19 protein-coding genes are annotated in these 21,524 nt (G+C 63.7%); 6 read left to right on the plus strand and 13 right to left on the minus strand.

Annotation, left to right across the window (positions count from 1 at the left end; all coding sequences use genetic code 11):
- Positions 1-23 precede the first annotated feature (23 nt).
- The 5 genes from AC1RRT_RS19540 to AC1RRT_RS19560 all read right to left on the minus strand — a co-directional run bounded on the left by AC1RRT_RS19540 (position 24) and on the right by AC1RRT_RS19560 (position 6,063).
- Positions 24-1,622, minus strand: a complete 1,599-nt coding sequence (locus AC1RRT_RS19540; RefSeq protein WP_493015595.1) for an ABC transporter substrate-binding protein — start codon at positions 1,620-1,622, stop codon at positions 24-26.
- A 155-nt stretch (positions 1,623-1,777) separates the two neighbouring features.
- Positions 1,778-4,156, minus strand: a complete 2,379-nt coding sequence (clpA, locus tag AC1RRT_RS19545) for an ATP-dependent Clp protease ATP-binding subunit ClpA (RefSeq protein WP_493015597.1) — start codon at positions 4,154-4,156, stop codon at positions 1,778-1,780.
- Between the two features lie 16 nt (positions 4,157-4,172).
- Positions 4,173-4,502, minus strand: coding sequence for an ATP-dependent Clp protease adapter ClpS (gene clpS / locus AC1RRT_RS19550; protein ID WP_493015599.1), 330 nt, complete (start codon positions 4,500-4,502; stop codon positions 4,173-4,175).
- 181 nt (positions 4,503-4,683) lie between these two features.
- Complete coding sequence (locus AC1RRT_RS19555; RefSeq protein WP_493015601.1) at positions 4,684-5,148, minus strand: phasin family protein; 465 nt, start codon at positions 5,146-5,148, stop codon at positions 4,684-4,686.
- Between the two features lie 183 nt (positions 5,149-5,331).
- Positions 5,332-6,063, minus strand: a complete 732-nt coding sequence (locus tag AC1RRT_RS19560; protein WP_493015603.1) for a hypothetical protein — start codon at positions 6,061-6,063, stop codon at positions 5,332-5,334.
- A gap of 181 nt (positions 6,064-6,244) precedes the next feature.
- Between AC1RRT_RS19560 and AC1RRT_RS19565 the strand changes: the two genes are divergently transcribed.
- From AC1RRT_RS19565 to AC1RRT_RS19575, 3 genes are all read left to right on the plus strand, one after another.
- The gene (locus AC1RRT_RS19565; protein WP_493015605.1) at positions 6,245-7,474 is read left to right on the plus strand and encodes a D-alanyl-D-alanine carboxypeptidase; all 1,230 of its coding nucleotides are present in this window, start codon (positions 6,245-6,247) and stop codon (positions 7,472-7,474) included.
- Between the two features lie 154 nt (positions 7,475-7,628).
- On the plus strand, positions 7,629-8,669 hold the full coding sequence (locus AC1RRT_RS19570) for an adenylate/guanylate cyclase domain-containing protein (protein ID WP_493015607.1): 1,041 nt from the start codon (positions 7,629-7,631) through the stop codon (positions 8,667-8,669).
- A 204-nt stretch (positions 8,670-8,873) separates the two neighbouring features.
- Entirely contained in the window at positions 8,874-10,121 is a 1,248-nt protein-coding gene (locus tag AC1RRT_RS19575) for an MFS transporter (RefSeq protein WP_493015609.1), read from the plus strand.
- A 7-nt stretch (positions 10,122-10,128) separates the two neighbouring features.
- Here the strand turns inward: AC1RRT_RS19575 and AC1RRT_RS19580 are convergent, their stop codons facing one another.
- Both AC1RRT_RS19580 and galU read right to left on the minus strand, forming a co-directional pair.
- Positions 10,129-11,445 (minus strand): UDP-glucose dehydrogenase family protein, encoded by a 1,317-nt coding sequence (locus AC1RRT_RS19580; protein WP_493015611.1) that lies wholly within the window; start codon positions 11,443-11,445, stop codon positions 10,129-10,131.
- Between the two features lie 45 nt (positions 11,446-11,490).
- On the minus strand, positions 11,491-12,366 hold the full coding sequence (galU, locus tag AC1RRT_RS19585) for a UTP--glucose-1-phosphate uridylyltransferase GalU (protein ID WP_493015613.1): 876 nt from the start codon (positions 12,364-12,366) through the stop codon (positions 11,491-11,493).
- Positions 12,367-12,624: 258 nt separating this feature from the next.
- Between galU and AC1RRT_RS19590 the strand changes: the two genes are divergently transcribed.
- Genes AC1RRT_RS19590 through AC1RRT_RS19600 form a run of 3 tightly spaced genes read left to right on the plus strand, consistent with a single transcriptional unit; the run spans position 12,625 to position 15,267 of the window.
- Positions 12,625-13,431 carry an enoyl-CoA hydratase gene (locus AC1RRT_RS19590; protein ID WP_493015615.1) on the plus strand — a complete coding sequence of 269 codons (807 nt, stop codon included), beginning with the start codon at positions 12,625-12,627 and terminating at the stop codon, positions 13,429-13,431.
- Between the two features lie 2 nt (positions 13,432-13,433).
- Positions 13,434-13,937, plus strand: coding sequence for a CoA-binding protein (locus AC1RRT_RS19595; RefSeq protein WP_493015617.1), 504 nt, complete (start codon positions 13,434-13,436; stop codon positions 13,935-13,937).
- Positions 13,938-13,941: 4 nt separating this feature from the next.
- A complete protein-coding gene (locus AC1RRT_RS19600) occupies positions 13,942-15,267 on the plus strand; it encodes an O-acetylhomoserine aminocarboxypropyltransferase (RefSeq protein ID WP_493015619.1) in 1,326 nt (441 codons plus the stop codon).
- Here AC1RRT_RS19600 and AC1RRT_RS19605 read toward each other — a convergent pair whose 3' ends face one another.
- The 6 genes from AC1RRT_RS19605 to AC1RRT_RS19630 all read right to left on the minus strand — a co-directional run bounded on the left by AC1RRT_RS19605 (position 15,268) and on the right by AC1RRT_RS19630 (position 21,363).
- On the minus strand, positions 15,268-16,473 hold the full coding sequence (locus AC1RRT_RS19605; protein ID WP_493015621.1) for an MFS transporter: 1,206 nt from the start codon (positions 16,471-16,473) through the stop codon (positions 15,268-15,270).
- Between the two features lie 86 nt (positions 16,474-16,559).
- A complete protein-coding gene (gene msrA, locus AC1RRT_RS19610; protein WP_493015623.1) occupies positions 16,560-17,252 on the minus strand; it encodes a peptide-methionine (S)-S-oxide reductase MsrA in 693 nt (230 codons plus the stop codon).
- Between the two features lie 61 nt (positions 17,253-17,313).
- A complete protein-coding gene (gene cutA, locus AC1RRT_RS19615; RefSeq protein ID WP_493015625.1) occupies positions 17,314-17,640 on the minus strand; it encodes a divalent-cation tolerance protein CutA in 327 nt (108 codons plus the stop codon).
- On the minus strand, positions 17,633-18,682 hold the full coding sequence (locus AC1RRT_RS19620; protein ID WP_493015627.1) for a COX15/CtaA family protein: 1,050 nt from the start codon (positions 18,680-18,682) through the stop codon (positions 17,633-17,635). The genes cutA and AC1RRT_RS19620 overlap by 8 nt, the downstream gene beginning before the upstream one ends.
- 225 nt (positions 18,683-18,907) lie before the next feature.
- The gene (locus AC1RRT_RS19625; RefSeq protein WP_493015629.1) at positions 18,908-20,533 is read right to left on the minus strand and encodes an AMP-binding protein; all 1,626 of its coding nucleotides are present in this window, start codon (positions 20,531-20,533) and stop codon (positions 18,908-18,910) included.
- Between the two features lie 29 nt (positions 20,534-20,562).
- Positions 20,563-21,363: an undecaprenyl-diphosphate phosphatase gene (locus AC1RRT_RS19630; RefSeq protein WP_493015631.1), complete on the minus strand. Its 801-nt coding sequence runs from the start codon at positions 21,361-21,363 to the stop codon at positions 20,563-20,565.
- Between the last annotated feature and the right edge of the window lie 161 nt (positions 21,364-21,524).

Genomic DNA, 21,524 nt, shown 5'->3' on the forward strand with positions numbered 1-21,524 from the left:
AGAGGCCGGGCACGGCAGAACCGTTACTTCATCTTGGCGAAGTGGAAGCGCGGCACGTTGTCCGCAATGATCGGCATGTCCAGCTTGTCGCTCATCGCCCAGTTCAGCACCTGGTGATGCAGCGGCAGGTAGATCACCTCATCGTTGATCGTCTGCCAGGCCTCGGCGATCATCTTGTCGCGCTTGGCCATGTCCAGTTCGCTCAGCATGGCGTTGAACATACCGTCCAGCTTGGGGTTCGTGTAGTTGGTGAAGTTCCAGCTGCCGTTCTTGCCGTCCGGCGTCTGCACCAGGTACGAGAAGACATAGTGGCTGTCGAAGGTCGGCACGCCCCAGCCGAGCAGGAAGAAGCTGGTATCCTTCTTCTGCAGCTTGGGGAAGTACAGCGTCTTGGTCTGCGCCGCCAGATCGACCTTGATGCCGGCCTGCGCCAGCATGCCGACAACGGCCTGGCAGACGCCTTCATCATTCACATAGCGGTCATTCGAGCAGTCGAGCTTGATGCCGAAGCCATTCGGATAGCCGGCATCCTTCAGCAGTGCCTTGGCCTTGTTGACGTCATAGGGCAGCCGCTTGTCGAGCGCCTTGTCATAGCCATGCACACCCGGCGAGGTGATCATGCCGGCCACCACCGCATCGCCGCGCATCACCTTCTGGGCGATCGCCTGCATGTCGATGGCATGATAGAAGGCCTGACGCACGCGCTTGTCGGCGAAGGGGTTCTTGCCCTTCACATCCGAATACTTCAGTTCCGGGCTGCCGACATCGAAGCCCAGGAAGATCGAGCGGATCTCATTGGTCTTCTTCACCTGCAGGCCCGGCGAGCGCTTGACGCGCTCCACGTCCTGCACCGGCACATCAAGCACGAAATCGAGCTGGCCGGAGACCAGTGCCGCGACGCGGGTCGCTGGCGTGGTGACCGGCGTGTAGACGATCTCGTCGATGTTATGCGGATTGTCCTTCAGGCCCCACCAGGTCGGATTGCGCACCATGACCGTGCGCACATCCTGCTCGCGCAGCTTCAGCATAAAAGGACCGGTGCCGTTGGAATTGCGGACGGCGAAAGTCTCTTCCTTGTCCTTGTAGTTCTGCGGATTGACCGCGTTGTTCTTCTCCGCCCAGGCCTTCGACAGGATGAAGATGTTGGCGATCTGGTTCGGCAGGATGGGGTTGGCGCCATTGGTCTCGACATGCACGGTATGCGCATCGACCTTCTTCACGTCCTTGACGCTGGCGATATAGGTCTTGAAGTCCGAGCTCGGATGCTGGGCGCGCTTGATCGAGAACACCACGTCATCGGCGGTGAAGTCGGCGCCGTCATGGAATTTCACGCCCTGGCGCAGCTTGAATTCCCAGGTGGTGTCGTTGACCGCCTTCCACGAGGTGGCGAGCGCGGGCACGAATTTCAGGTCGGCGCTGTAGCCGACCAGGCCTTCGTAGCTCTGGAAGCTGCCGGTACGGGTCAGGCCCTCGTTCTGGCTGTGCGGATCCATGGTGAGATAGTCACCCTGGCTGGCCCAGCGCAGGACTTTGCCCTGCGCGAAAGCCGGCGCGGCCAGCAGCGGCAGCGCCAGGGTAAGAGCGCCGGCAAGCAGCGCAGCCTTCATGTGAATCTTGGCCATAAAGCCTCCTGTTTTTGTCTTTTATGGTCCACCGCACGTCAGTCATGCGGCCTTGTGGCGCCGACCGGAAGACCCGGCCGGCGCCGCATGGCACCACTGTAATTTTACGGAGAATTTATGTCTACGGACTCGGGAGGAAACTGTCCTCCGGACGCTTAATGCGCGTATTCAGGCACCTTGCCGTCAGACGTCCCGTCGGTCGCCCCGCCCTTCCCGCCAGCTTTCTCGGCGGTGAATTCAAAGGCGAGCTTGTCGTCCACGACCTTGACCAGCACATGGCCGCCCTTGGCCAGCTGCCCGAACAGCAGTTCGTCGGCCAGCGGCTTCTTGATGTGCTCCTGGATCACGCGGCTGAGCGGCCGCGCGCCGTAGAGCTTGTCGTAGCCGCGCTCGGCCAGCCAGGCACGGGCTTCGTCGGTCAGGGCGACGGTGACGTTACGGTCGGCGAGCTGGCCTTCCAGCTGGGCGACAAACTTGTCGACTACGCGGTTGATCACCTCGGTCGACAGCGGCGCGAACGGAATCACGGCATCCAGACGGTTGCGGAACTCCGGCGTGAACAGGCGCTTGATCGCCTCTTCATCCTCGCCTTCCTTCATGTCGCGACCGAACCCGATGGCATTCTTCGACATTTCCGACGCGCCGGCATTGGTGGTCATGATCAGCACGACATTGCGGAAATCGACATGCTTGCCGTTGTTATCGGTCAGCTTGCCGTGGTCCATCACCTGCAGCAGGATATTGAACAGGTCGCCATGCGCCTTCTCGATCTCGTCGAGCAGCAGCACGCAATGCGGATGCTGGTCGACCGCATCGGTCAACAGCCCGCCCTGGTCGAAGCCAACATACCCCGGCGGCGCGCCGATCAGGCGGCTGACACTGTGGCGTTCCATGTATTCCGACATGTCGAAGCGGATCAGCTCGACACCCATGATGGTGGCGAGCTGGCGCGCGACTTCGGTCTTGCCGACACCGGTCGGACCCGAGAACAGGTAGTTGCCGATCGGCTTCTCCGGTTCGCGCAGGCCGGCCCGGGCCAGCTTGATGGCGCTGGACAGCGCATCGATGGCGTTGTCCTGGCCATAGACGACGCGCTTCAGCTCGGCATCCAGGTTGCGCAGGCTTTCCTTGTCTTCGCGCGACACTGACTTGGGGGGAATGCGGGCGATCTTGGCTACGATGGCCTCGATCTCCTTCACGCCGATGGTCTTGCGGCGCTTGCTTTCCGGCTTCATCAGCTCGGCCGCGCCCACTTCGTCGATCACGTCGATCGCCTTGTCGGGCAGCTTGCGATCGTTGATGTATTTCGACGACAGCTCGACCGCCGCCTTGATGGCATCCTCGGTATAGCGCACGCCGTGATGCTGCTCGTAATAGCCTTTGATGCCCTTCAGGATCTTCACGGCATCGGCCGGCGTCGGCTCGTTGACATCGATCTTCTGGAAGCGGCGCAGCAGCGCGCGGTCCTTCTCGATATAGGACCTGAACTCTTTATAGGTCGTCGAGCCGATGCAGCGCAGCGCGCCCGAGGCCAGAGCCGGCTTCAGCAGGTTGGAGGCATCCATGGCGCCGCCCGAGGTGGCGCCGGCGCCGATCACTGTATGGATTTCGTCGATGAACAGGATCGAGCCGGGCTGGCTCTCCAGCTCCTGCATCACCTGCTTCAGGCGTTCCTCGAAGTCGCCGCGATAGCGCGTGCCGGCCAGCAGGCTGCCCATGTCGAGCGCATAGATCACCGCATCCTTCAGGATGTCGGGGACCTCGGCGCGCACGATGCGGCGCGCCAGGCCTTCGGCAATGGCGGTCTTGCCCACGCCGGGATCGCCGACATAGAGCGGGTTGTTCTTGGTGCGGCGGCACAGGATCTGGATCGTGCGCTCGAGTTCGGCCTCACGGCCGATCAGGGCGTCGATCTTGCCGGCCTTTGCCTTCTCGTTGAGATTGACGCAGTAGGCGCTCAGCGCCTCCTTGTCCTTGTTGGCGGCATTGCGGTCGCTGCCGCCCCGCTCGCGTTCGCTGCGGTCGGCGCGTTCAGCGCGCTGCTCAATATCACTGTCAGCACCGCGCACCGGGCGGCGCTCGCCACTGCGGCCTGGCGACTTGGCGACGCCATGGCTGATGTAGCTGACGGCATCCAGGCGGGTCATGTCCTGCTCCTGCAGGAAATGCACGGCATGGCTTTCACGTTCGGAGAAGATCGCCACCAGCACATTCGCGCCGGTCACTTCCTCGCGGCCCGACGACTGGACATGGAACAGCGCGCGCTGCACGGCGCGCTGGAAGCTGAGCGTCGGCTTGGCATCCTGCACCGATGTCACCACCAGGCCGCGCAGGTCCTCGTCGATGAAGCTGCCGATGCGCTGCCGCAACTTTTCCACATCGACATTGCAGGCGCGCAGAACCGCGATCGCATCCTGGTCTTCGGTCAGGGCGAACAGCAGGTGCTCCAGCGTGGCGAATTCATGCTTCTTGGCACCGGCGAGCGAGAGCGCGCGATGCAAGGTTTGCTCGAGTGTACGGGAGAAAGATGCCATGCGCCTTCCGCCTTCCTCAGTCGCGTTCCATCGTGCACTGCAGCGGGTGCTGGTGCTGGCGCGCGAAATCGATCACCTGGGTTACTTTGGTCTCAGCCACTTCATAGGTAAAGACGCCGCAGATGCCGACGCCCTTCTGGTGGACATGCAGCATGATTTGCGTCGCATCTTCGCGCGCCTTGTTGAAAAAGCGCTCCAGAACATGAACGACGAACTCCATCGGAGTGTAATCGTCGTTCAGCAGCAGCACTTTATACATGGGCGGCTTCTGCGTTTTCGGGCGGGTCTTGGTGACCACACCCACGTCGGTGCGTCCACGCCCGTCTCGTCCGTCCCGTTCGCTCATGCCTCAATCCAGACTGTGGCACCAAAAGGGGTGCACGGAGGATGATATGGCCTCACAGGTTAAAAATACCAGCACCCTTGGGACAAAAAAAGGCCCGGCTTTCCAGCCGGGCCCGGTATTGCACGCTAACTCTGGGGAGGAAATGTGACGGCGGTCAAGCCGTCCCAGGTCCCCCGCCCGATCAAGCAGCGATCGGCTTCACCATCTTCTCGACAGTGGCCTGAACCTGCGCATTGATCGGCGCGAAGGCGTCCTGCGCAACCTTGGTGGCCACTTCGCTCAGCTTGGTGCTGTAAGCGGTGTAGGCCTCGAAGGCGCTCTTGGCGTAATCGTTCTGCAGCTCGATGAATTCCTGCAGGGTCTTGGCGCCCATCATGGCCTTGGCGGCAGAAACCTGGTCTTCGAACTGGCTCTTGCTGTAGGCGATGACTTCGGCGTTGATGGTCTCAAAGCCCTTCGCCGCGACATTGCCGGCGGTCACGAAGGCATCGACCTGATCCTTGCCAGCGGCCATGGCGTTTTCCAGAGCCTCGGTGCTGGCCTTGATGGCCTTCTCGATCTGCTCCTTGGAGGCGACAATCACGGAGTCATACGAGGTGCCGTTGAGGGCTTCGGTCTCGATCTTCTTGGTGGTCTTGGCGGTCATGGGGTTCGTCCTTGCTGTCCGGGTTTGTAACGGGGCCAGACCCGCCTGAGCGGGGACGGCAGAAATGCTGCATCGCAACGCCCCTAATTTAGGCACCCCTAGGCGTGTGGTCAATGAAAAAATGGTGCGGTGCACAAAAATCTTGTGCGCCGCACCAGAATCGGCTGAAAACCGATAAACCCCTTAGAACAACGTACCCTGACTATATCGCAGGCCATTCTTGCCCACCTGATATTGATGCGGCGCCGTCCCGCCATGGTAGCGAGGCTCGTTGTTGACCAGCAGGCTGTAGGGCGGCAGCGGGATCTCGTAGGGCTTGGTCGCCTCCACCCCGGTCTTATCGTAAGGGGCGAGCGCCTCGATCATCGGCACGGCCATACGGTCGAATTCCGGCGACGGGTACCCCCAGGCATGGAAGTGGAACTTGCCATCCCGGCAGGCGCTGGCGGCCCAGTAGAAGCTGTCGCCGCGCAGGAACAGGCCATCGGGTGCCGGCGCCTCGAAGCCGGCCGCGGTCATCGCTGCCTTCACCTTGGTCATCTCGGCCGGCGTCAGGCGATACAGCGCCTGTGGGCCGCGCCAAGGGCCCATGGGGTCGGTGATCGAGATCGGGGTCTTAGGATCGTTCAGGTTGCCACGACCGACCACCCGGGCCTCCAGCATGGCACCGCCATCCGGCTGGCTCGAGAAGTCGTAGGTCTTCTGCTGGTAGTCCTGGCGGGCATTGTAGACCAGCCGAATGCGGTCGGGCTCGCCCGGCGCGCAGGCGCGGAAGATGTCATCGCCACCGACATAACGGTCCCAGGAGAAGCGGCGCTGGAACGGATTGTCGGTCGGCCCCTGGGAGGCGCAGCCCACGATCGGAGTGATCAGAATGGCCGCCAGGGCCAACACTTTCTTAAACGTCGTCGACATAGAGTTCCTGTTCTCTGCAGTTTTCTGCGGGACGTTAGTCGCCTTGAATCCAAGTAGATTCAAGTCGTTACTGAACAATATTCTGGACAAAGGGTGCCATGGTTAAATATCCTGCATCCGATTCGCGGCTAGGGGGGATCCCGGTCGCCGTCCGAGTATTAGGGCAATCGAGGAAGGCATAATGAAGGCGAACAGCGTGGCCAAGGGGTGGAATCTGCCCGTCCTTGTAACAATGTGTTTCATCCTGTTTACCGCCATATTCGCCGCCCCTGCGCAGGCGGCCGGCTACTCCGCCATCGTGCTGGATGCCGATACCGGCCGGGTGCTGCACGCCCATGAAGCCGACACCCTGCGCTACCCGGCCTCGCTGACCAAGATGATGACGCTGTACATGGCCTTCGATGCCTTGAAAGACGGCCGCCTCCGTCTGGACCAGCGTATCCCGGTTTCTCCCCATGCCGCCACCCAGGCCCCTTCTGCCATCGGCCTGTCGCCAGGCATGACCCTGACCGTGAAGGATGCCATCCTGGCTGCCGTCACCAAGTCAGCAAATGATGCCACTGTCGCGCTCGGCGAAGCCATCGCCGGCGGCAACGAAGCCGTCTTTGCCGACATGATGACCCGCCGTGCCCGCGCGCTCGGCATGACCAGCACCACCTTCAAGAATGCCTCGGGCCTGCCCAACCCGGCCCAGAAGACCACCGCTCGCGACATGTCGGTGCTGGCGCTGGCGCTGCTGAAGAACCATCGCAGCTACTACGCCTATTTCCAGACCCCGGAATTCGAGTGGAATGACAAGGTCTTCAACAATCACAACCATCTGCTGAAGCGCTATGAAGGCGTCGACGGCATCAAGACCGGCTTCATCCGCGCCTCGGGCTTCAACCTGGTTGCCTCGGCCAAGCGCGACGGCCGCCGCGTCATCGGCGTGGTGTTCGGCGGTTCCAGCGTGGTCGCCCGCGACAACCAGATGATCAAGCTGCTGGATGCGGCCTTCGACAAGATCGAGAACGGCGACACCAACGCGCCGGTCATGGCCGACAGCAGCAAGCCCGATCGCCATTTCGGCCTGATCTCCAGCGCCGAGGCCGCCACCGCGCCTGCGCCCGCGCCGGCCAAGGCCAAGAAGGGCAAGAAAGCTGTTGCCGCCGCCTCGCCCGCCAAGGCCAACGGCGAATGGGCCGTGCAGCTCGGCGCCTTCCGCCAGGCCGCCGCCGCCGAGAAGCTGGTCGCCAAGGCACGTGGCAAGCTGCCGGCCGCCGAACCGCTGGTCGACGCCGTCGATGCCGGCAACAAGATCACGCTGTACCGCGCCCGCCTCACCGGCCTGACCCAGGCGGATGCCCGCCAGGCCTGCGAGCAGCTCAAGCGCGAGAAGATGACCTGCTCGGTCGTATCGCCCGACGCCTGAGCCTTCCCTCATCTCGAGTTACCCGGGCCGCGGCGATGCAGATTGCCGCGGCCCTTTTCATTTTTGTGCCCGGCGACACAGCACGGCAGCCGGCTCGCCTTTCCACCCCGGCCCGGGCTTCCTATGATCGGTAGCCCCTAGCGCCAAGGCTTCCATGGACCTGACCCACACCCGCCGCCGCCGTCTGAATCTTCTGCTCATGTTCATGCTGCTCGGCATTGCGCTCGGCACGGCCTATGGCACCGCCGTCGCCGTCATCATGGACGAGACGCTGGGCCTCCATACCTTCCTGCATGGCAGCCTGCGCGGCGCCTTCACCGGCATGCTGGTCAGCGGCGTGATCGCCTTCTTCGAGCTTTACATGGTGGAAGGCGCATATGGGCTGCGGCGCCGTCCGTTCTGGCAGTTGCTGGCGATCAAGGAGGTCGTCTACACCGCCGCCATCCTTGGCGGCGACTGGCTGGGCAGCACCCTGCTCGGCTCGCCCGGCGATCCGGGCTTCGGCCTCAACCGCATCACCGCCGTCACCTTCGTCTTCTCGGTCGGCTTCGCCCTGCTAATCAACTTCATCATGGAAATGTCCATGCTGCTTGGCCCGGGCGTGCTGGGCGCCATGCTACGCGGCCGCTACCACCGTCCACGCCAGGAGCGCCGGCTGCTGGTCTTCTTCGACATGCGCGGTTCCACCGCCATCGCCGAAAAGATCGGTGACATGGCGTTCCACGGCTTGCTGAATCGCTTTTTCGTCGACCTGACCGAGGCCGTGCTCGCCTGGGGCGGCATCGTGCACAAATATGTGGGCGACGAGATGATCGTCACCTGGTCGCTGGAGAACGGCAAGAACCCGGCCGGCGCCTATGCCGCGGCCCGCGAGGCCCACCAGAGATTCGCGCTGCTGGCCGATCGCTATCGCAGCGAGTTCGGTGTCGCGCCCGACTTCCGCGCGGTGCTGCATGCCGGCCCGGTCATCGCTGGCGAAATGGGCGAGGTCAAGCGCGAGATCGTACTTTTGGGCGATACCGTCAACACCACCGCTAAGATCGAGGTGGTCGCAAAGACCTTATCTGGCGGGATCATCGCCTCGGCCGAAGCTCTGGCGGCGACATCCCTGCCCAAGGACATGACGTCGCAGAGCCTTGGCACCTTCCCCCTGCCGGGAAAATCTGCTCCTGTCGCCCTGTACAGCGTGACCTGAGTCATCAACAAAAAAAGAGTTCGAGGAGATGCCCGTCGTGTTTGCGCTGACAAATGCGTCAGTTGCCTTTAATATTGCCACCGCCCGAAGCCCTGATTTGCCGTCCCGCTCCGTCGGATGGCATGGCATCCCGCCCCTTGGTTGCTTCCCCCTGTCCGGTTGCCCGGACCGGCTGGATGGCATAACCCAAGAGGATCGCGTGTGATGTCGACGTCCCAGTTCAGCATGGCCTTCGTGGCCTTCCGTGTCCTGCTGCCGTTCGCCTGCGGCTATTTCATGTCTTACCTGTTCCGCAGCGTGAACGCCGTGATCGCGCCGAACCTGCAGCGCGACCTCGGTATCGGTGCCGGCGATCTCGGCACCCTGACCGCCGCCTACTTCGTCACCTTCGCGCTGGTGCAGCTGCCGCTCGGCATCCTGCTCGACCGCTTCGGCCCGCGCCGGGTGCAGGCCGCATTCCTGCTCTCGGCCGCACTCGGCGCCGTCGTCTTCGCCGTGGGCAGCGGACTGAGTCATCTTGTCATCGGCCGCGCGCTGGTCGGCCTGGGCGTCGCCGGGGGGCTGATGTCGGCCATGAAAGCGATCGCGCTGTGGCTGCCCAAGGAACGCTGGGCGCTGGCCAACGGCGTGTTCATGACGGCCGGCGGCCTTGGCGCGCTGGCCGCCACCCTGCCCGTCGAACTGGCGCTGGAGCATTTCCACTGGACCGCGCTGTTCTGGGGCCTGGCCGTGCTGACGGTCGGCGCTTCGGCCGCGATCTTCTTCGTGGTGCCCGAGCGCGAGCGCGCCATGCCAGTGGCGACCAGCAGCCTGGGCACGCAGTTGCGCGAATGCGGTCGCTTCCTTACCGATCGCCGCTTCTGGCGCATCGCGCCGGTGTCGATGATGGGCATGGGCAGCGGCCTGTCGATCCAGGGCCTGTGGGCCGGACCTTATCTGCGCGATGTCGGCGGGCTCGACCGCGCCGCCACGGCGCAGGTGCTGTTCATCGTAGCGGCAGCACTCACTGCCGGCTTCACCCTCACCGGCATCGCCGCCGACCGGCTGCAGCAGCGCGGCTTCCCCTTGAGCCGCACCATGGTCTGGGGCGTCGTACTCTATGCGCTGGTGCTGGCGGTGTTGACCGCCGGCTGGACGCCGACCAATCCGCTGCTGTGGATTGCCTTCGGCCTGCTCAGCAATACCACCGTGCTGGCCTATCCGATCCTGAGCGGCCAGTTCAGCCTGGAACAGGCCGGCCGCGTCAACACGCTGCTGAACGGTGTGGTCTTCGGCTTTGCCTTCTTCGCGCAGGCCGGCATGGGCTGGCTGATCGGCCAGTGGCCGCGTGGCGCCGGCGGCAGCTATCCGGTCGAAGCCTATCAGTGGACCTTCGGCCTGGCGCTGACGCTGCTGGTGCTGACGCTCGGCTGGTATCTGCTGACGGAAAAGAGGAAAGCCCCTCCGGCTTAACCATCGCCTATGGCTTAACCGGCGGACGGCCGACCGAATAATAGGTATAGCCGGCCTGCTTCATCTCGGCCGGCTTGTACACATTGCGCAGGTCGACGATCAGCGGCTGCTTGAGCAGGCCCTTCAGGCGCGGCAAGTCGAGGGCGCGGAACTGGTTCCATTCGGTGACCAGCACCAGCACGTCGGCACCACTGGCGACGCCATAGGCATCCTCACACCAGACCATGTCCTTGAGCAGCTTCTTCGCTTCCGGCATGCCTTCGGGATCATAGGCACGGATGACGGCGCCAGCCGCCTGCAGCGCCGGCACGATCTCCAGGCTGGGGCTGTCGCGCATGTCGTCGGTTTCGGGCTTGAAGGTCAGGCCGAGCACGCCGACGGTCTTGCCCTTGACCGAGCCGCCGCAGGCCGCGATCACCTTGTCGGCCATGTTGCGCTTGCGGCGGTCGTTGATGTCGATCACCGTCTCGACGATGCGCATCGGCGCGGCATTCTTCTTGCCGATGGCGACCAGTGCCTGGGTATCCTTGGGGAAGCAGGAGCCGCCATAGCCCGGGCCGGCATGCAGGAACTTGCCGCCGATACGGCCGTCCAGGCCGATACCGCGCGCCACGTCCTGGACATTCACATTCACCTTCTCGCACAGATCGGCGATCTCGTTGATGAAGGTGATCTTGGTCGCCAGGAAGGCATTGGCGGCATATTTGATCAGTTCAGCGGTTTCCAGCGCCGTGAACAGGATCGGCGTCTCGTTCAGATACAGCGGCCGGTAGAGGTTGCGCAGCAATTCGCGCGCCCGCTCGCTCTCGGCGCCGCAGACCACGCGGTCGGGCCGCATGAAGTCTTCAATGGCCGCGCCTTCGCGCAGGAATTCCGGATTGGAAGCCATCTCGAAATCGGCCTTGGGCGCGGTCTCGCGGATGATGCGCTCGACCTCGCGGCCAGTGCCGACGGGTACGGTGGATTTGGTGACCACCAGCGTGTAGTCCTTCAGCGAGCCGGCGATTTCCTTGGCCGCGGCGTAGACATACGACAGGTCCGCCTCGCCGTCGCCGCGACGCGAGGGCGTGCCGACCGCGATGAACACCGCATCGGCATTGGCCACCGCCGTCTCGGCATCCTGCGTGAAGGACAGGCGGCCGGCCTTGACGTTGCGGGCCACCAGGTCTTCCAGTCCCGGTTCGAAGATCGGGATCTGGCCGCGCTTCAGGCTTTCAATGCGGTCGGGATTCTTATCGACGCATGTGACGGTATGGCCGAATTCGGAGAAACAGGTCCCGGACACCAGGCCGACATAGCCGGTGCCGATCATCGCTACACGCATTGTCTGTTCCCCCGGTACTAGCCTTAATGGTCGTGATGCCGTCGATTAAAGCGTCTTGTAACCCTGCAGGATTTCCGTGACATCCTTGCGCATGTCAGGGCGATCCAGCGCGAAAGCGATGTTGGCGTGCAGGAAACCGATCTTGTCGCCGCAATCATAGCGCGTGCCGCTGAAGCGCAGGCCGTGGAACGGTACCTCGCCGATCATGCGGGCCAGCGCGTCGGTCAGCTGGATTTCGCCGCCAGCGCCGCGCTGCACCTTATCGAGATGGTCGAAGACCTGCGGCTGGACGATATAGCGGCCAATGACGGCGGTCTTGCTGGGCGCGGCATCGGGGTTCGGCTTTTCCACCAGGCCCGTCACCTCCACCAGCTTGTCGGCATCCTTGCCCGGCTTGATGATGCCGTAGCGCTTGGTGTGCTCATGCGGCACATCCATGGCGGCGATCAGGTTGCCGCCGACCTTGTTATAGGCCGCGACCATCTCCGCCAGGCAGCCGTCCTTCGACAGGATCAAATCGTCGGCCAGCAGCACGGCAAAGGGCTCGTCGCCGACCAGCGATTTGGCGCAGCGCACGGCATGACCCAGGCCCAGCGGTTCCATCTGACGGGTATAGGACACGGCGCCGGCTTTCGGCATCCAGCTGTTGATGGCATCCAGCAATTCAGTCTTGCTGCGATCCTTCAGCACGTCTTCCAGCTCGTAGGAGCGGTCGAAGTGATCCTCGATGGCCTGCTTGCCGCGACCGGTGACGAAGATGAACTCCTCGATGCCGGCGGCGCGGGCTTCCTCGACCGCATACTGGATCAGCGGCTTGTCGACGACCGGCAGCATTTCCTTCGGCATCGCCTTGGTGGCGGGCAGGAAACGGGTGCCGAGGCCACCCACGGGAAACACGGCTTTGCGGATCGGACGGATCATGGATGCAGGACTTTCTTGTTGTTAGGCCGTCAGCCGAACCTTGCGATTCGGGCCTTGGCCTTTGCGCGGTTTTACGCCGGCCGGCGGTATGGCGCAACGGGGCCACGGGGGGCCGGGTTCCGCTTTCATGGCCCCGTAATGGGGCAAAAATACGGCCCGAGCGGAGTGCTGTCCGGAAGGCTTTCCGGGGTGGTCCGGCAGCTTCCCCCGGCACGCCCACCCCCCTATCATGGCGCCATCACCCGTCCGGAGAAAGCCGTGTCCGCCGCGCCCGATCTGAGTCCACCCACTACCCCTGTCCTGCGCGACCAGCCGGAAGCCGGGATCGTCCGGCTCACCCTCAATCGTCCGCAGGCCTATAACAGCCTGTCGACCGGGATGATGAACGCGCTGCAGGCCGAGCTGGACGCAATCCGGCAGGACGGCAGTGTCAAAGCCGTGATCATCGCCGCCAATGGCCCGGGCTTCTGCGCCGGCCATGATCTGAAAGAGGTGCGCGCCAATCCCGGCCGCAAGAATTACGAGGCGCTGTTCCGCCAGTGCTCGATGCTGATGCAATCGGTCGTCGCCCTGCCCCAGCCAGTGATCGCCCAGGTGCATGGCGTGGCCTCGGCCGCCGGTTGCCAGCTGGTGGCGAGCTGCGACCTGGCCGTGGCGGCCGAAAGCGCGCGCTTCTCCACCCCGGGTGTCAATATCGGGCTGTTCTGCTCGACGCCGATGGTGGCGCTGTCGCGCAATGTCGCGCCCAAGCATGCGATGGAAATGCTGCTCACCGGCGACCTGCTCCCCGCGGCGCGCGCCGCCGAGATCGGCCTGATCAATCGCGTGGCGCCCGATGCCGAACTGGCCCAGGCGGCGCTGGCGCTGGCCCGGCAGATCGCCGCGAAATCACCGCTGACGGTGAAGATCGGCAAGGAAGCCTTCTATCGGCAGCGCGAGATGACCTTGGCTCAGGCCTACGACTATGCCAGCCAGGTGATGACCATGAACATGCTGGCGCGCGATGCCGAGGAAGGCATCGATGCTTTTATCGAAAAACGCGACCCGACCTGGGAAGGTCGCTGACCATGAGTGCCACGTTGGACAAGATCGATCACGACAATTACGACGATGCCTATATCCGCAGTATCCTGCGCAAGGTGAACGTCATCGCCATGGTGGGCGCCAGCGCAAACTGGAACCGCCCTTCCTTCTTTGCGATGAAATACCTGCAGCAGAAGGGCTACCGGGTCATTCCGGTCAACCCGAAGGAAGCCGGCAAGGATATCCTGGGCGAGAAGGCCTATGCCTCTCTGGCCGAAATCCCGGTGAAGGTCGACATGGTCGACTGCTTCCGCAATTCTGAAGCCATTCCGCCGATTGCCGCAGAGGCGATCAAGATCGGCGCGAAGGTGCTGTGGATGCAGCTCGGTGTGCGCAACGACGATGCGGCGAAGACAGCGGAAGCCGCAGGCTTGCAAGTCGTGATGAACCGCTGCCCGAAGATCGAATACGGGCGCCTCAGCCAGGAAATCGGCTGGATGGGTGTGAACACCCGCGTCATCAATTCCAAGCGCAATCGCAGGATCTGAAGTCATGATCGATAAGACCAAGGCCGCTGCGGCCAACCGCGCGGCGGAGAATACCTCGCCTTACGGTTTCGACACCCTGCAGGTGCATGCCGGCACCGCGCCCGATCCCACCACCGGTGCGCGCTCGACACCGATCTACCAGACCACGGCTTTCGTGTTCGAGGATGCCGACCAGGCCGCCTCGCTGTTCAACCTGCAGAGCTTTGGCAACATCTACACCCGCCTGACCAATCCGACGACAGCGGTGCTGGAGCAGAAGGTCGCGGCCTTGGAGAACGGCCGCGCCGCCACGGCGGTGGCCAGCGGCCATGCCAGCCAGGCCGTCGCCTTCCACATGTTGATGAACCCGGGCGACCATATCGTGTCGTCCAGCAAGCTCTATGGCGGCTCGATCACCCAGCTCGGCGTCAGCTTCAAGCGCTTCGACTGGCACACCACCTTTGTCGATCCCGATGACCTTGCCGGTTTCGAGAAAGCCATCACCCCGAAGACCAAGGCGCTCTATGCCGAAAGCCTGTCCAATCCGGGCGGTGTGATCGTCGATATCGCGGCGCTGGCCGACATCGCGCATCGCCATGGCATTCCGCTGATCATCGACAACACCATGGCCTCGCCCTATCTGTGCCGCCCGATCGAACATGGCGCCGATATCGTGCTGCACTCGGCCACCAAGTTCCTCGGCGGCCATGGCAACTCCATGGGCGGCGTCATTGTGGACTCCGGCAAGTTCGACTGGGGCCAGAACGACAAGTTCCCACATCTGTCGCAGCCTTCACCCGCCTATCACGGCCTCACCTTCTGGGAGACCTTCGGCGACATGGCCTTTGCCGTCGCCTGCCGCGTGATCTCGCTCCGCGATCTCGGCCCGGCGATCTCGCCCTTCAACGCCTTCATGATCCTGACCGGCATGGAGACGCTGTCCCTGCGCATGCGCAAACATTGCGACAATGCGCAGGCCGTCGCCGAGTTCCTGTCCAAGCATCCGAAGGTCGACTGGGTATCCTATGCCGGCCTGAGGGGCGACAAGTATTATCAGTTGGCACAGCGCTATATGCCAAAGGGCGCGGGCTCGGTCTTCACCTTCGGCCTGAAGGGCGGCTATGACGCCGGCATGACGTTTGTCGACACCGTGGAGATCTTCTCGCATCTGGCCAATGTCGGCGACACGCGCAGCCTGGTGATCCACCCGGCCTCCACGACGCATCGCCAGCTGACGCCCGAACAGCGCGCCGCCGCCGGTGCCGGCGATAACGTCATCCGCCTGTCGATTGGCATCGAGGACGTGGCTGATCTGATCAAGGACCTGGACAAGGCCCTCAATGCAGCCTGATCACTCGGCCGGCTGCGCCACTGGCTCTGAAACTTCCGCGCGATCGCGCGGCAGCAGCAGCGCGAAGATGCCCGCGCCGGCCGCCGCCGCCGCCAGCAGGATGAACAGGCCATCCAGCGTGCCGGTGACGCGGTAGATCACCGGGATCACGGCCACACCCAGCGACGAGACGCCGAGCGTCAGCACGAACTTCGCGCCAAACGCCCGCCCGCGCCATTGCGGCGGGGTGTATTTGGCCAGCAGGGAATTCTCGGCCGCCTGCCCCGCCACATTGAGGCTGACCATCAGCGCCGCCACCGGCACCAAGGCCGGATGGATCAGCAGCATGGCGGTCACGATCACCGGAATCTGCAGCCACTGCACGGCGGCATAGACGCTGCGCAGCGCATAGCGGTCGGCCAGTTCGCCGCCGATGATCTGCGACAGCGCCGAAACGGTGTAGACGATGGTCACCATGCCGCCGATGCCCAGCATGCTGTCGTTGAACACGCCGGCAAGCCGCGTATCGAACACCTTGGGCAGCGCAAAGGCGGTCGCCTGGAAGATCAGGCCGGTGCAGAGCATGGTGGCCGACATCACCCAGAAGACGCGCCAGATATCGCTCTTGCCGGGCGCCGGCGTCGGTACCAGGTCCTCGCCGCGATCCAGCAGCAGATCGGCCTGCCGCGCCCAGACGAAGGCGACGCCGACGATCAGGCAGACGATGCCCGGGATGATGAAAGCGGCGCGCCAGCCGTAGAGATCGGCCAGAAGGCCGGCGATAACGGCCGCCGCCGCCGTGCCGACCGAGCCGAACACGCCGTTGATGCCGAGCGCCCGGCCGCGATTCACGGCATTGCGCACCAGCCACGGAATCCCGACCGGGTGATAGATGGCGGCGAACAGGCCAAGACCGGCCAAGCCTAAGCAGATGGTCAGCGGCGTATCGGCGAAGCCGGTGAGGATCGAGCAAATGCCGACGCCGAGGAAGAACAGCGCCATCATCCCTGAGGCGCTCCACTTGTCGCCCAGCCAGCCGGCGGGCAAGGCCGCCGCGCCGAACAGCACACTCATCGGGATCGAGAGCGCGAACAGCGTGTCGTAGCCCATGCCCCATTCGCGCTCCAGTACCAGAACCACGGTGGCGTAGAGCAGCGTGAAAAGATGGGAAAAGGTGTGGGCGACGCTGGAAAAGGTCAGCGTCAGGAAACCGGAATACCGCGACATATCGACTCTCTGGCATCTCTTATGGGGATACCAGGAAGCCTACTCCCCGGGCCGCGTCAGGCAAGCCCGAAAATGTATCGCAGCAATCAGGAGCCGGCGTTCACCAGCACCGGCTTGTCGCGATAAACGGCGGGGAAGAACTTCTTCAGCTCACCGATCTTGGGCAAGTCGTTGATGGCGATATAGGGCTGGGTCGGATGCAGCGTCATGTAATCCTGGTGATAGTCCTCGGCCGGGAAGAAGGCTTTGTCCGCCTCGATGGTGGTGACCACCGGCTTGTCGAAGGCTTTCGCCTGGTTGAGCTGGGCGATATAGGCCTTGGCCACGTCGGCCTGCTCGGCATCGACCGGGAAAATGGTCGAGCGGTACTGCGGGCCGACATCAGGACCCTGGCGGTTGAGCTGGGTCGGGTTATGGGCGACCGAGAAATAGATCTGCAGCAGCTTGCCGTAGCTGATCTTGCTCGGGTCGTAGGTGATGGCGACGGCCTCGGCATGAGGGGTGACGCCGCTGCTGACCTTCTTGTAGTCGGCCGAGGCCTGGTTGCCGCCGGCATAGCCTGAGACGGCGCTGATCACACCCTCGGTATGCTGGAACACGCCCTGCACGCCCCAGAAGCAACCGCCGGCCAAGATGGCGGTTGCGGTCGGCGTATTTTTGGCGGCCACATCGGTCACCGGCGCGGGAATGGCGCGACCTTTCTCGAAGGCGAAGGCGGCCGGCACGGCGGCGACCAGCATCAGGGCGACAAAGGCGGTGGCGATGGTCAGGCGGGACATGGCGGACTCCGGAGGCTGATCGGACAGATGTAGTCCTCGCGACCACCAAGGAAAAGCCGGATCACGACTTTGTGGTCTCGGCCAGCAGCCAGGCGATGTAATCCGGGTTGCCACCCTGCCCAACTTCCAACGGCAGCACGCAGGGTACGCTGTAGCTATGGGCGGCCTGCACGGCGGCGGTGACCGCCTCGACCAGATCGGGGCGGGTCTTGAGGATCAGCACGGCCTCCTCGGCTTTTTCCATTTTCCCTTGCCACCAGTATACGGAGCGCATGCCCGGAATGATGTTGGCGCAGGCGGCCAGCTTCTGCCCCACCACGGCCTCGGCGATCGCCTCGGCTTCGGCGACAGTGGAGGTCGTGCAGTAGAGCAGGACGATGTCAGTCATCAGCGGCGGCCTTCAGGGCCTGGTCATGCCATAGCGCCACCACGACGCCGAGCACCACCACCGCACCGGCCTGGTGCAGCGTGCCCAGTGACACCGGCACGTGATGAAGCAGCGTGGCGATGCCTAAGCCCACCTGCACCAGCACGACGGTGAGCAGGCCATGGCGCAAGCCGGTGGGCGCGCTTTGCCTCAACGTCACCGAGATGGCGAGCGTCAGCACGAAGACGGCATAGGCCAACATGCGATGCTGGAACTGCACGGTCATCGCATTCTCGAAAAAGTTGATCCACCAGGGCTGCGCAATCAGCAGGCCGTCGGGGATGAAGGCGCCGTCCATCAGCGGCCAGGTGTTATGCGCAAGACCGGCATTCATGCCGGCGACCAGGCCACCCGACAGCACCTGCAGGAAGACCACCACCGCCAGCACCATGGCGATGCCGCCACCCCTGGCGCTCACCATGTTGCCATGGCGTATGAGCGACAGCGCGCCCCAGAGCAGATAGGCGTAGATGAAGAAAGCCAGCCCCAGATGCGCGGTCAGACGGTAGTGGCTGACATCGGGATGATCGACCAGGCCGCTCGCCACCATGAACCAGCCGAGCGCGCCCTGGCTGCCGCCGAGCAGGAACATCAGAACCAGATGTCGCTTCATGCCGACGGGAATGCGGCCGCCGATCCAGAACAGGATCATCGGCAGCGCGAAGGCGACACCGATCAGGCGGCCGAGCAGACGATGGATGTATTCAAGCCAGAAAATGCCTTTGAAGCCGTCCAGCGTCATCCCGATATTCACTTTCTGATATTCGGGGAACTGCTTGTACTTCTCGAACTCAGCCGCCCAGGCGGTTTCCGACAGCGGCGGCAGCCAGCCGGTGATCGGCTTCCACTCCACCATCGACAGACCGGACTCGGTCAGGCGCGTCAGGCCGCCGATGACAACCATCAGCGCCACCAGGCCGGCGACCGCGAACAGCCACAGCGCCACAACCCGGGCATCCTGCTGCCGCCGTTCCGTCACCATCGCCGTAATCGTCGTCGCCATGATCAAATCCTTCGATACATACGGTCCAGAACAAAGACCGGCACCCCGGCAGGGTCAAGGCTGCCGGGCGAGCCTATAGTGTCGCATGGGTCGGCGGTTCAAACCTGGCTCATGCCAGTATTTCCCTTTACCCCGTCATGCCACGGCTTGGCCGTGGCATCCATGCGTTGTTTTAAAAGAAACTCGTGGATGCTCGGGCCAAGCCCGAGCATGACGACTCTACACTTAACGTTTCTTCCGACTCCGCAGGTCGATAATCCCCGAACGCTGGCGCGGGTCTTCTCCACTGCGGAAAATCTGCGTCTTCTGCACCTTCTGGGTGCCGGTGGTGGGCAGGCTGTCGACAAACAGAACCCAGCCCGGCGCCTTGAAATAGGCCAGCCGTTCAAAGCACCAGTCGAACAGGCGCGCGGCAAGCTCTTGCCCCGCCACCTGTCCTGCCATCGGCACCACGCAGGCCATCACTTCCTCTTCGCGGATCTCATCAGGCGCGGCCAGCACCGCCACCTGCGCCACGGCGTCATGCGCCTGCAGGCAGGCCTCGATCTCGGCGGCGGCGATATTCTCGCCCGAGCGGCGGATGATGTTCTTCTTGCGGTCGACGAACACCATCATGCCGTCTTCGGCCTGCCGCACCACGTCGCCGGTATGGAACCAGCCGTCGCGCCAGGACTCTTCCGTGGCGGCCTCGTTCTTCAGATAGCCGGAGAAGAAGCCGTAGCGCGGCGTGGCGGCCGAATGGCGCACCAGCAGCTCGCCCTCTTCGCCGCGCGGCACTTCCCGGCCCTGCTCGTCAGCCACCATGGCTTCAAGCCCCGGCAGTGGCCGACCGAAGGCGCGAATGTCGATCTGGCGCGGCTCGATGCAGTCGCAGAAGATGCGCCCGGTCTCGGTCATGCCCCAGACCTCGCAGAGCGGGAAACCAAAGCGGTCCTCGAACGGCTTGTGCAGCTGCGGCTCGACACCAGCGCCCAGGCCGAAACGCACGCTGTGCTGCTTCTCTTCCGCGCTGACCGGCTGGTTCAGCAGCAGCGGCGGCACCACACCCAGATAATGGACGATGGTTGCCCTGGTCTGCGCGATCTCCTGCCACCAGCGGTTCGGACTGAAACGTTCGGTCAGGATCAGGCAATGGGCGCCCAGGATGGCGCAGGCCACGGTGATCGCGCCATGGTTCATGTGGAACAGCGGCAGCGGATTGTAGAAGCGCTCCTGCCCGTGCCGCATCGCCAGCCGGCCACCGAGGCTGGCATACCAGTGGCCGGCATTCAGCGTGTAGAAATTGCTGAGCACGCAGCCCTTGGGCCGTCCGGTGGTGCCAGAGGTGTAGAGCAGCGAATATTCGGTATCGTGATCCGGCGCGCCGGCGCGCGGCTTCGTCTGCGGCGACGGCAGATCGACCGGCATGTCGAGGCCGTTCAGCACCGGCAGCGGTTTGGAACCGCACTCTGCTGCAACCTTGCGCAGATCGTCGATGCGGCCGGGCAGCACCACGGCGAGATCGGCTTCGGAATGCTCGACGAGATAGAGCATCTCATCATGGCGGTAGTCGGGATTGACTGGCACGATGCCGCAGCCAAGGCCGTTCAGGGCGAGATAGTGGAAGAAGAATTCCGGCCGCATGTCGAGCAGCAGCGCGACGCGATGGCCAAGCCCGTAGCCGGCGGCGGCGTAGCGATCTTTGAGCGCATCGACGATGGCCAGCACCGCGCCGTAGGTCAGCTCCAGACCTTCCGGCGCCCAGTCGCGGCCCGCGCGCGCCGGCACGCACAGGAAACTATGCTCGCGATGCGCCGCCGCCGTCTGCCGAAAGGCCGCATAGACGGAGGACGGCAGCCCCTCATATTGCATGAGCGGTTCCTCCCTTTGCCGGCATTCTTCTATCGCAGCGACAGGACGGCAAGCATCACGAGGCCGATCGCAATGCGGTAATACGCAAACGGCGTGAAACCATAGCGGTTGATGAAGGCGATCACGGTGCGGACCACCAGCAGGGCACAGAGGAAGGCGGTGATGAAGCCGACCGCGATCAGCCCGGCGCCATCCAGGGTCAGGCCGTCGCGGTTCTTGAACAGGTCATAGGCGGTGGCCGCCACCATGGTGGGCACGGCGAGGAAGAAGGAGAATTCCGCCGCCGCGGCGCGCTGCACGCCGAGCAGGCGCGCGCCCATGATGGTGGCGCCCGAGCGCGACACGCCGGGGATCATGGCCAGGCATTGCAGGAAGCCGATCTTCAGGCTGAGGCGGAACTTGAAGTCGTCGACGCTTTTCACCTCGCCCTCGCCCACCCGGCGCTCAATCAGCAGGATCAGCAGCCCGCCGACGATCAGCGCCACCGAGACGACCCAGGGATTGAACAGCACGCTCTTGATGAAGCCATGGGCGAAGAAGCCGATCACCAGCGCCGGCAGGAAGCCGAACAGCACATTCACGGTGAAGCGGTTGGCGGTGTCGTCGCGGCCCAGCCCCGAGAGCGTGCCCCACAGCCGCGGCCAGTAGACCAGACAGATGGCCAGGATGGCGCCAAGCTGGATGGCGATCTCGAAAACCTTGCCCGGCGGGCCCTCGAAACCGAGCAGATCGACCAGCAGGATCAGGTGGCCGGTCGAGGAGACCGGGATAAACTCCGTCAATCCCTCGACAATCCCCAGGAACGCGGCCTGCAGGTAATCCATCAGCATGCGCCAGGCCCGGCCAATTCGAGCCCACCAGAGGCCAAAGATGAGCCAAGGGGAGCCAATCCGAGCCAATCGGAGCCAACCCGAGCCAATCTCGTCCAATTTCGTCCAATTTCGTCCAAACAGACTGCATACAATGACATGCAGAACATCCTTCGCCGACC

It is taken from the genome of Ferrovibrio sp. GW821-FHT12B10 (assembly GCF_058807515.1).

Excerpts from the sequence above, each read along its gene's own strand:
- AC1RRT_RS19540 (WP_493015595.1), bottom strand. The coding sequence starts at position 1,622 with ATGGCCAAGATTCACATGAAGGCTGCGCTGCTTGCCGGCGCTCTTACC.
- clpA (WP_493015597.1), bottom strand. The coding sequence starts at position 4,156 with ATGGCATCTTTCTCCCGTACACTCGAGCAAACCTTGCATCGCGCGCTC.
- clpS (WP_493015599.1), bottom strand. The coding sequence starts at position 4,502 with ATGAGCGAACGGGACGGACGAGACGGGCGTGGACGCACCGACGTGGGT.
- AC1RRT_RS19555 (WP_493015601.1), bottom strand. The coding sequence starts at position 5,148 with ATGACCGCCAAGACCACCAAGAAGATCGAGACCGAAGCCCTCAACGGC.
- AC1RRT_RS19560 (WP_493015603.1), bottom strand. The coding sequence starts at position 6,063 with ATGTCGACGACGTTTAAGAAAGTGTTGGCCCTGGCGGCCATTCTGATC.
- AC1RRT_RS19565 (WP_493015605.1), top strand. The coding sequence starts at position 6,245 with ATGAAGGCGAACAGCGTGGCCAAGGGGTGGAATCTGCCCGTCCTTGTA.
- AC1RRT_RS19570 (WP_493015607.1), top strand. The coding sequence starts at position 7,629 with ATGGACCTGACCCACACCCGCCGCCGCCGTCTGAATCTTCTGCTCATG.
- AC1RRT_RS19575 (WP_493015609.1), top strand. The coding sequence starts at position 8,874 with ATGTCGACGTCCCAGTTCAGCATGGCCTTCGTGGCCTTCCGTGTCCTG.
- AC1RRT_RS19580 (WP_493015611.1), bottom strand. The coding sequence starts at position 11,445 with ATGCGTGTAGCGATGATCGGCACCGGCTATGTCGGCCTGGTGTCCGGG.
- galU (WP_493015613.1), bottom strand. The coding sequence starts at position 12,366 with ATGATCCGTCCGATCCGCAAAGCCGTGTTTCCCGTGGGTGGCCTCGGC.
- AC1RRT_RS19595 (WP_493015617.1), top strand. The coding sequence starts at position 13,434 with ATGAGTGCCACGTTGGACAAGATCGATCACGACAATTACGACGATGCC.
- AC1RRT_RS19600 (WP_493015619.1), top strand. The coding sequence starts at position 13,942 with ATGATCGATAAGACCAAGGCCGCTGCGGCCAACCGCGCGGCGGAGAAT.
- AC1RRT_RS19605 (WP_493015621.1), bottom strand. The coding sequence starts at position 16,473 with ATGTCGCGGTATTCCGGTTTCCTGACGCTGACCTTTTCCAGCGTCGCC.
- msrA (WP_493015623.1), bottom strand. The coding sequence starts at position 17,252 with ATGTCCCGCCTGACCATCGCCACCGCCTTTGTCGCCCTGATGCTGGTC.
- cutA (WP_493015625.1), bottom strand. The coding sequence starts at position 17,640 with ATGACTGACATCGTCCTGCTCTACTGCACGACCTCCACTGTCGCCGAA.
- AC1RRT_RS19620 (WP_493015627.1), bottom strand. The coding sequence starts at position 18,682 with ATGGCGACGACGATTACGGCGATGGTGACGGAACGGCGGCAGCAGGAT.
- AC1RRT_RS19625 (WP_493015629.1), bottom strand. The coding sequence starts at position 20,533 with ATGCAATATGAGGGGCTGCCGTCCTCCGTCTATGCGGCCTTTCGGCAG.
- AC1RRT_RS19630 (WP_493015631.1), bottom strand. The coding sequence starts at position 21,363 with ATGCTGATGGATTACCTGCAGGCCGCGTTCCTGGGGATTGTCGAGGGA.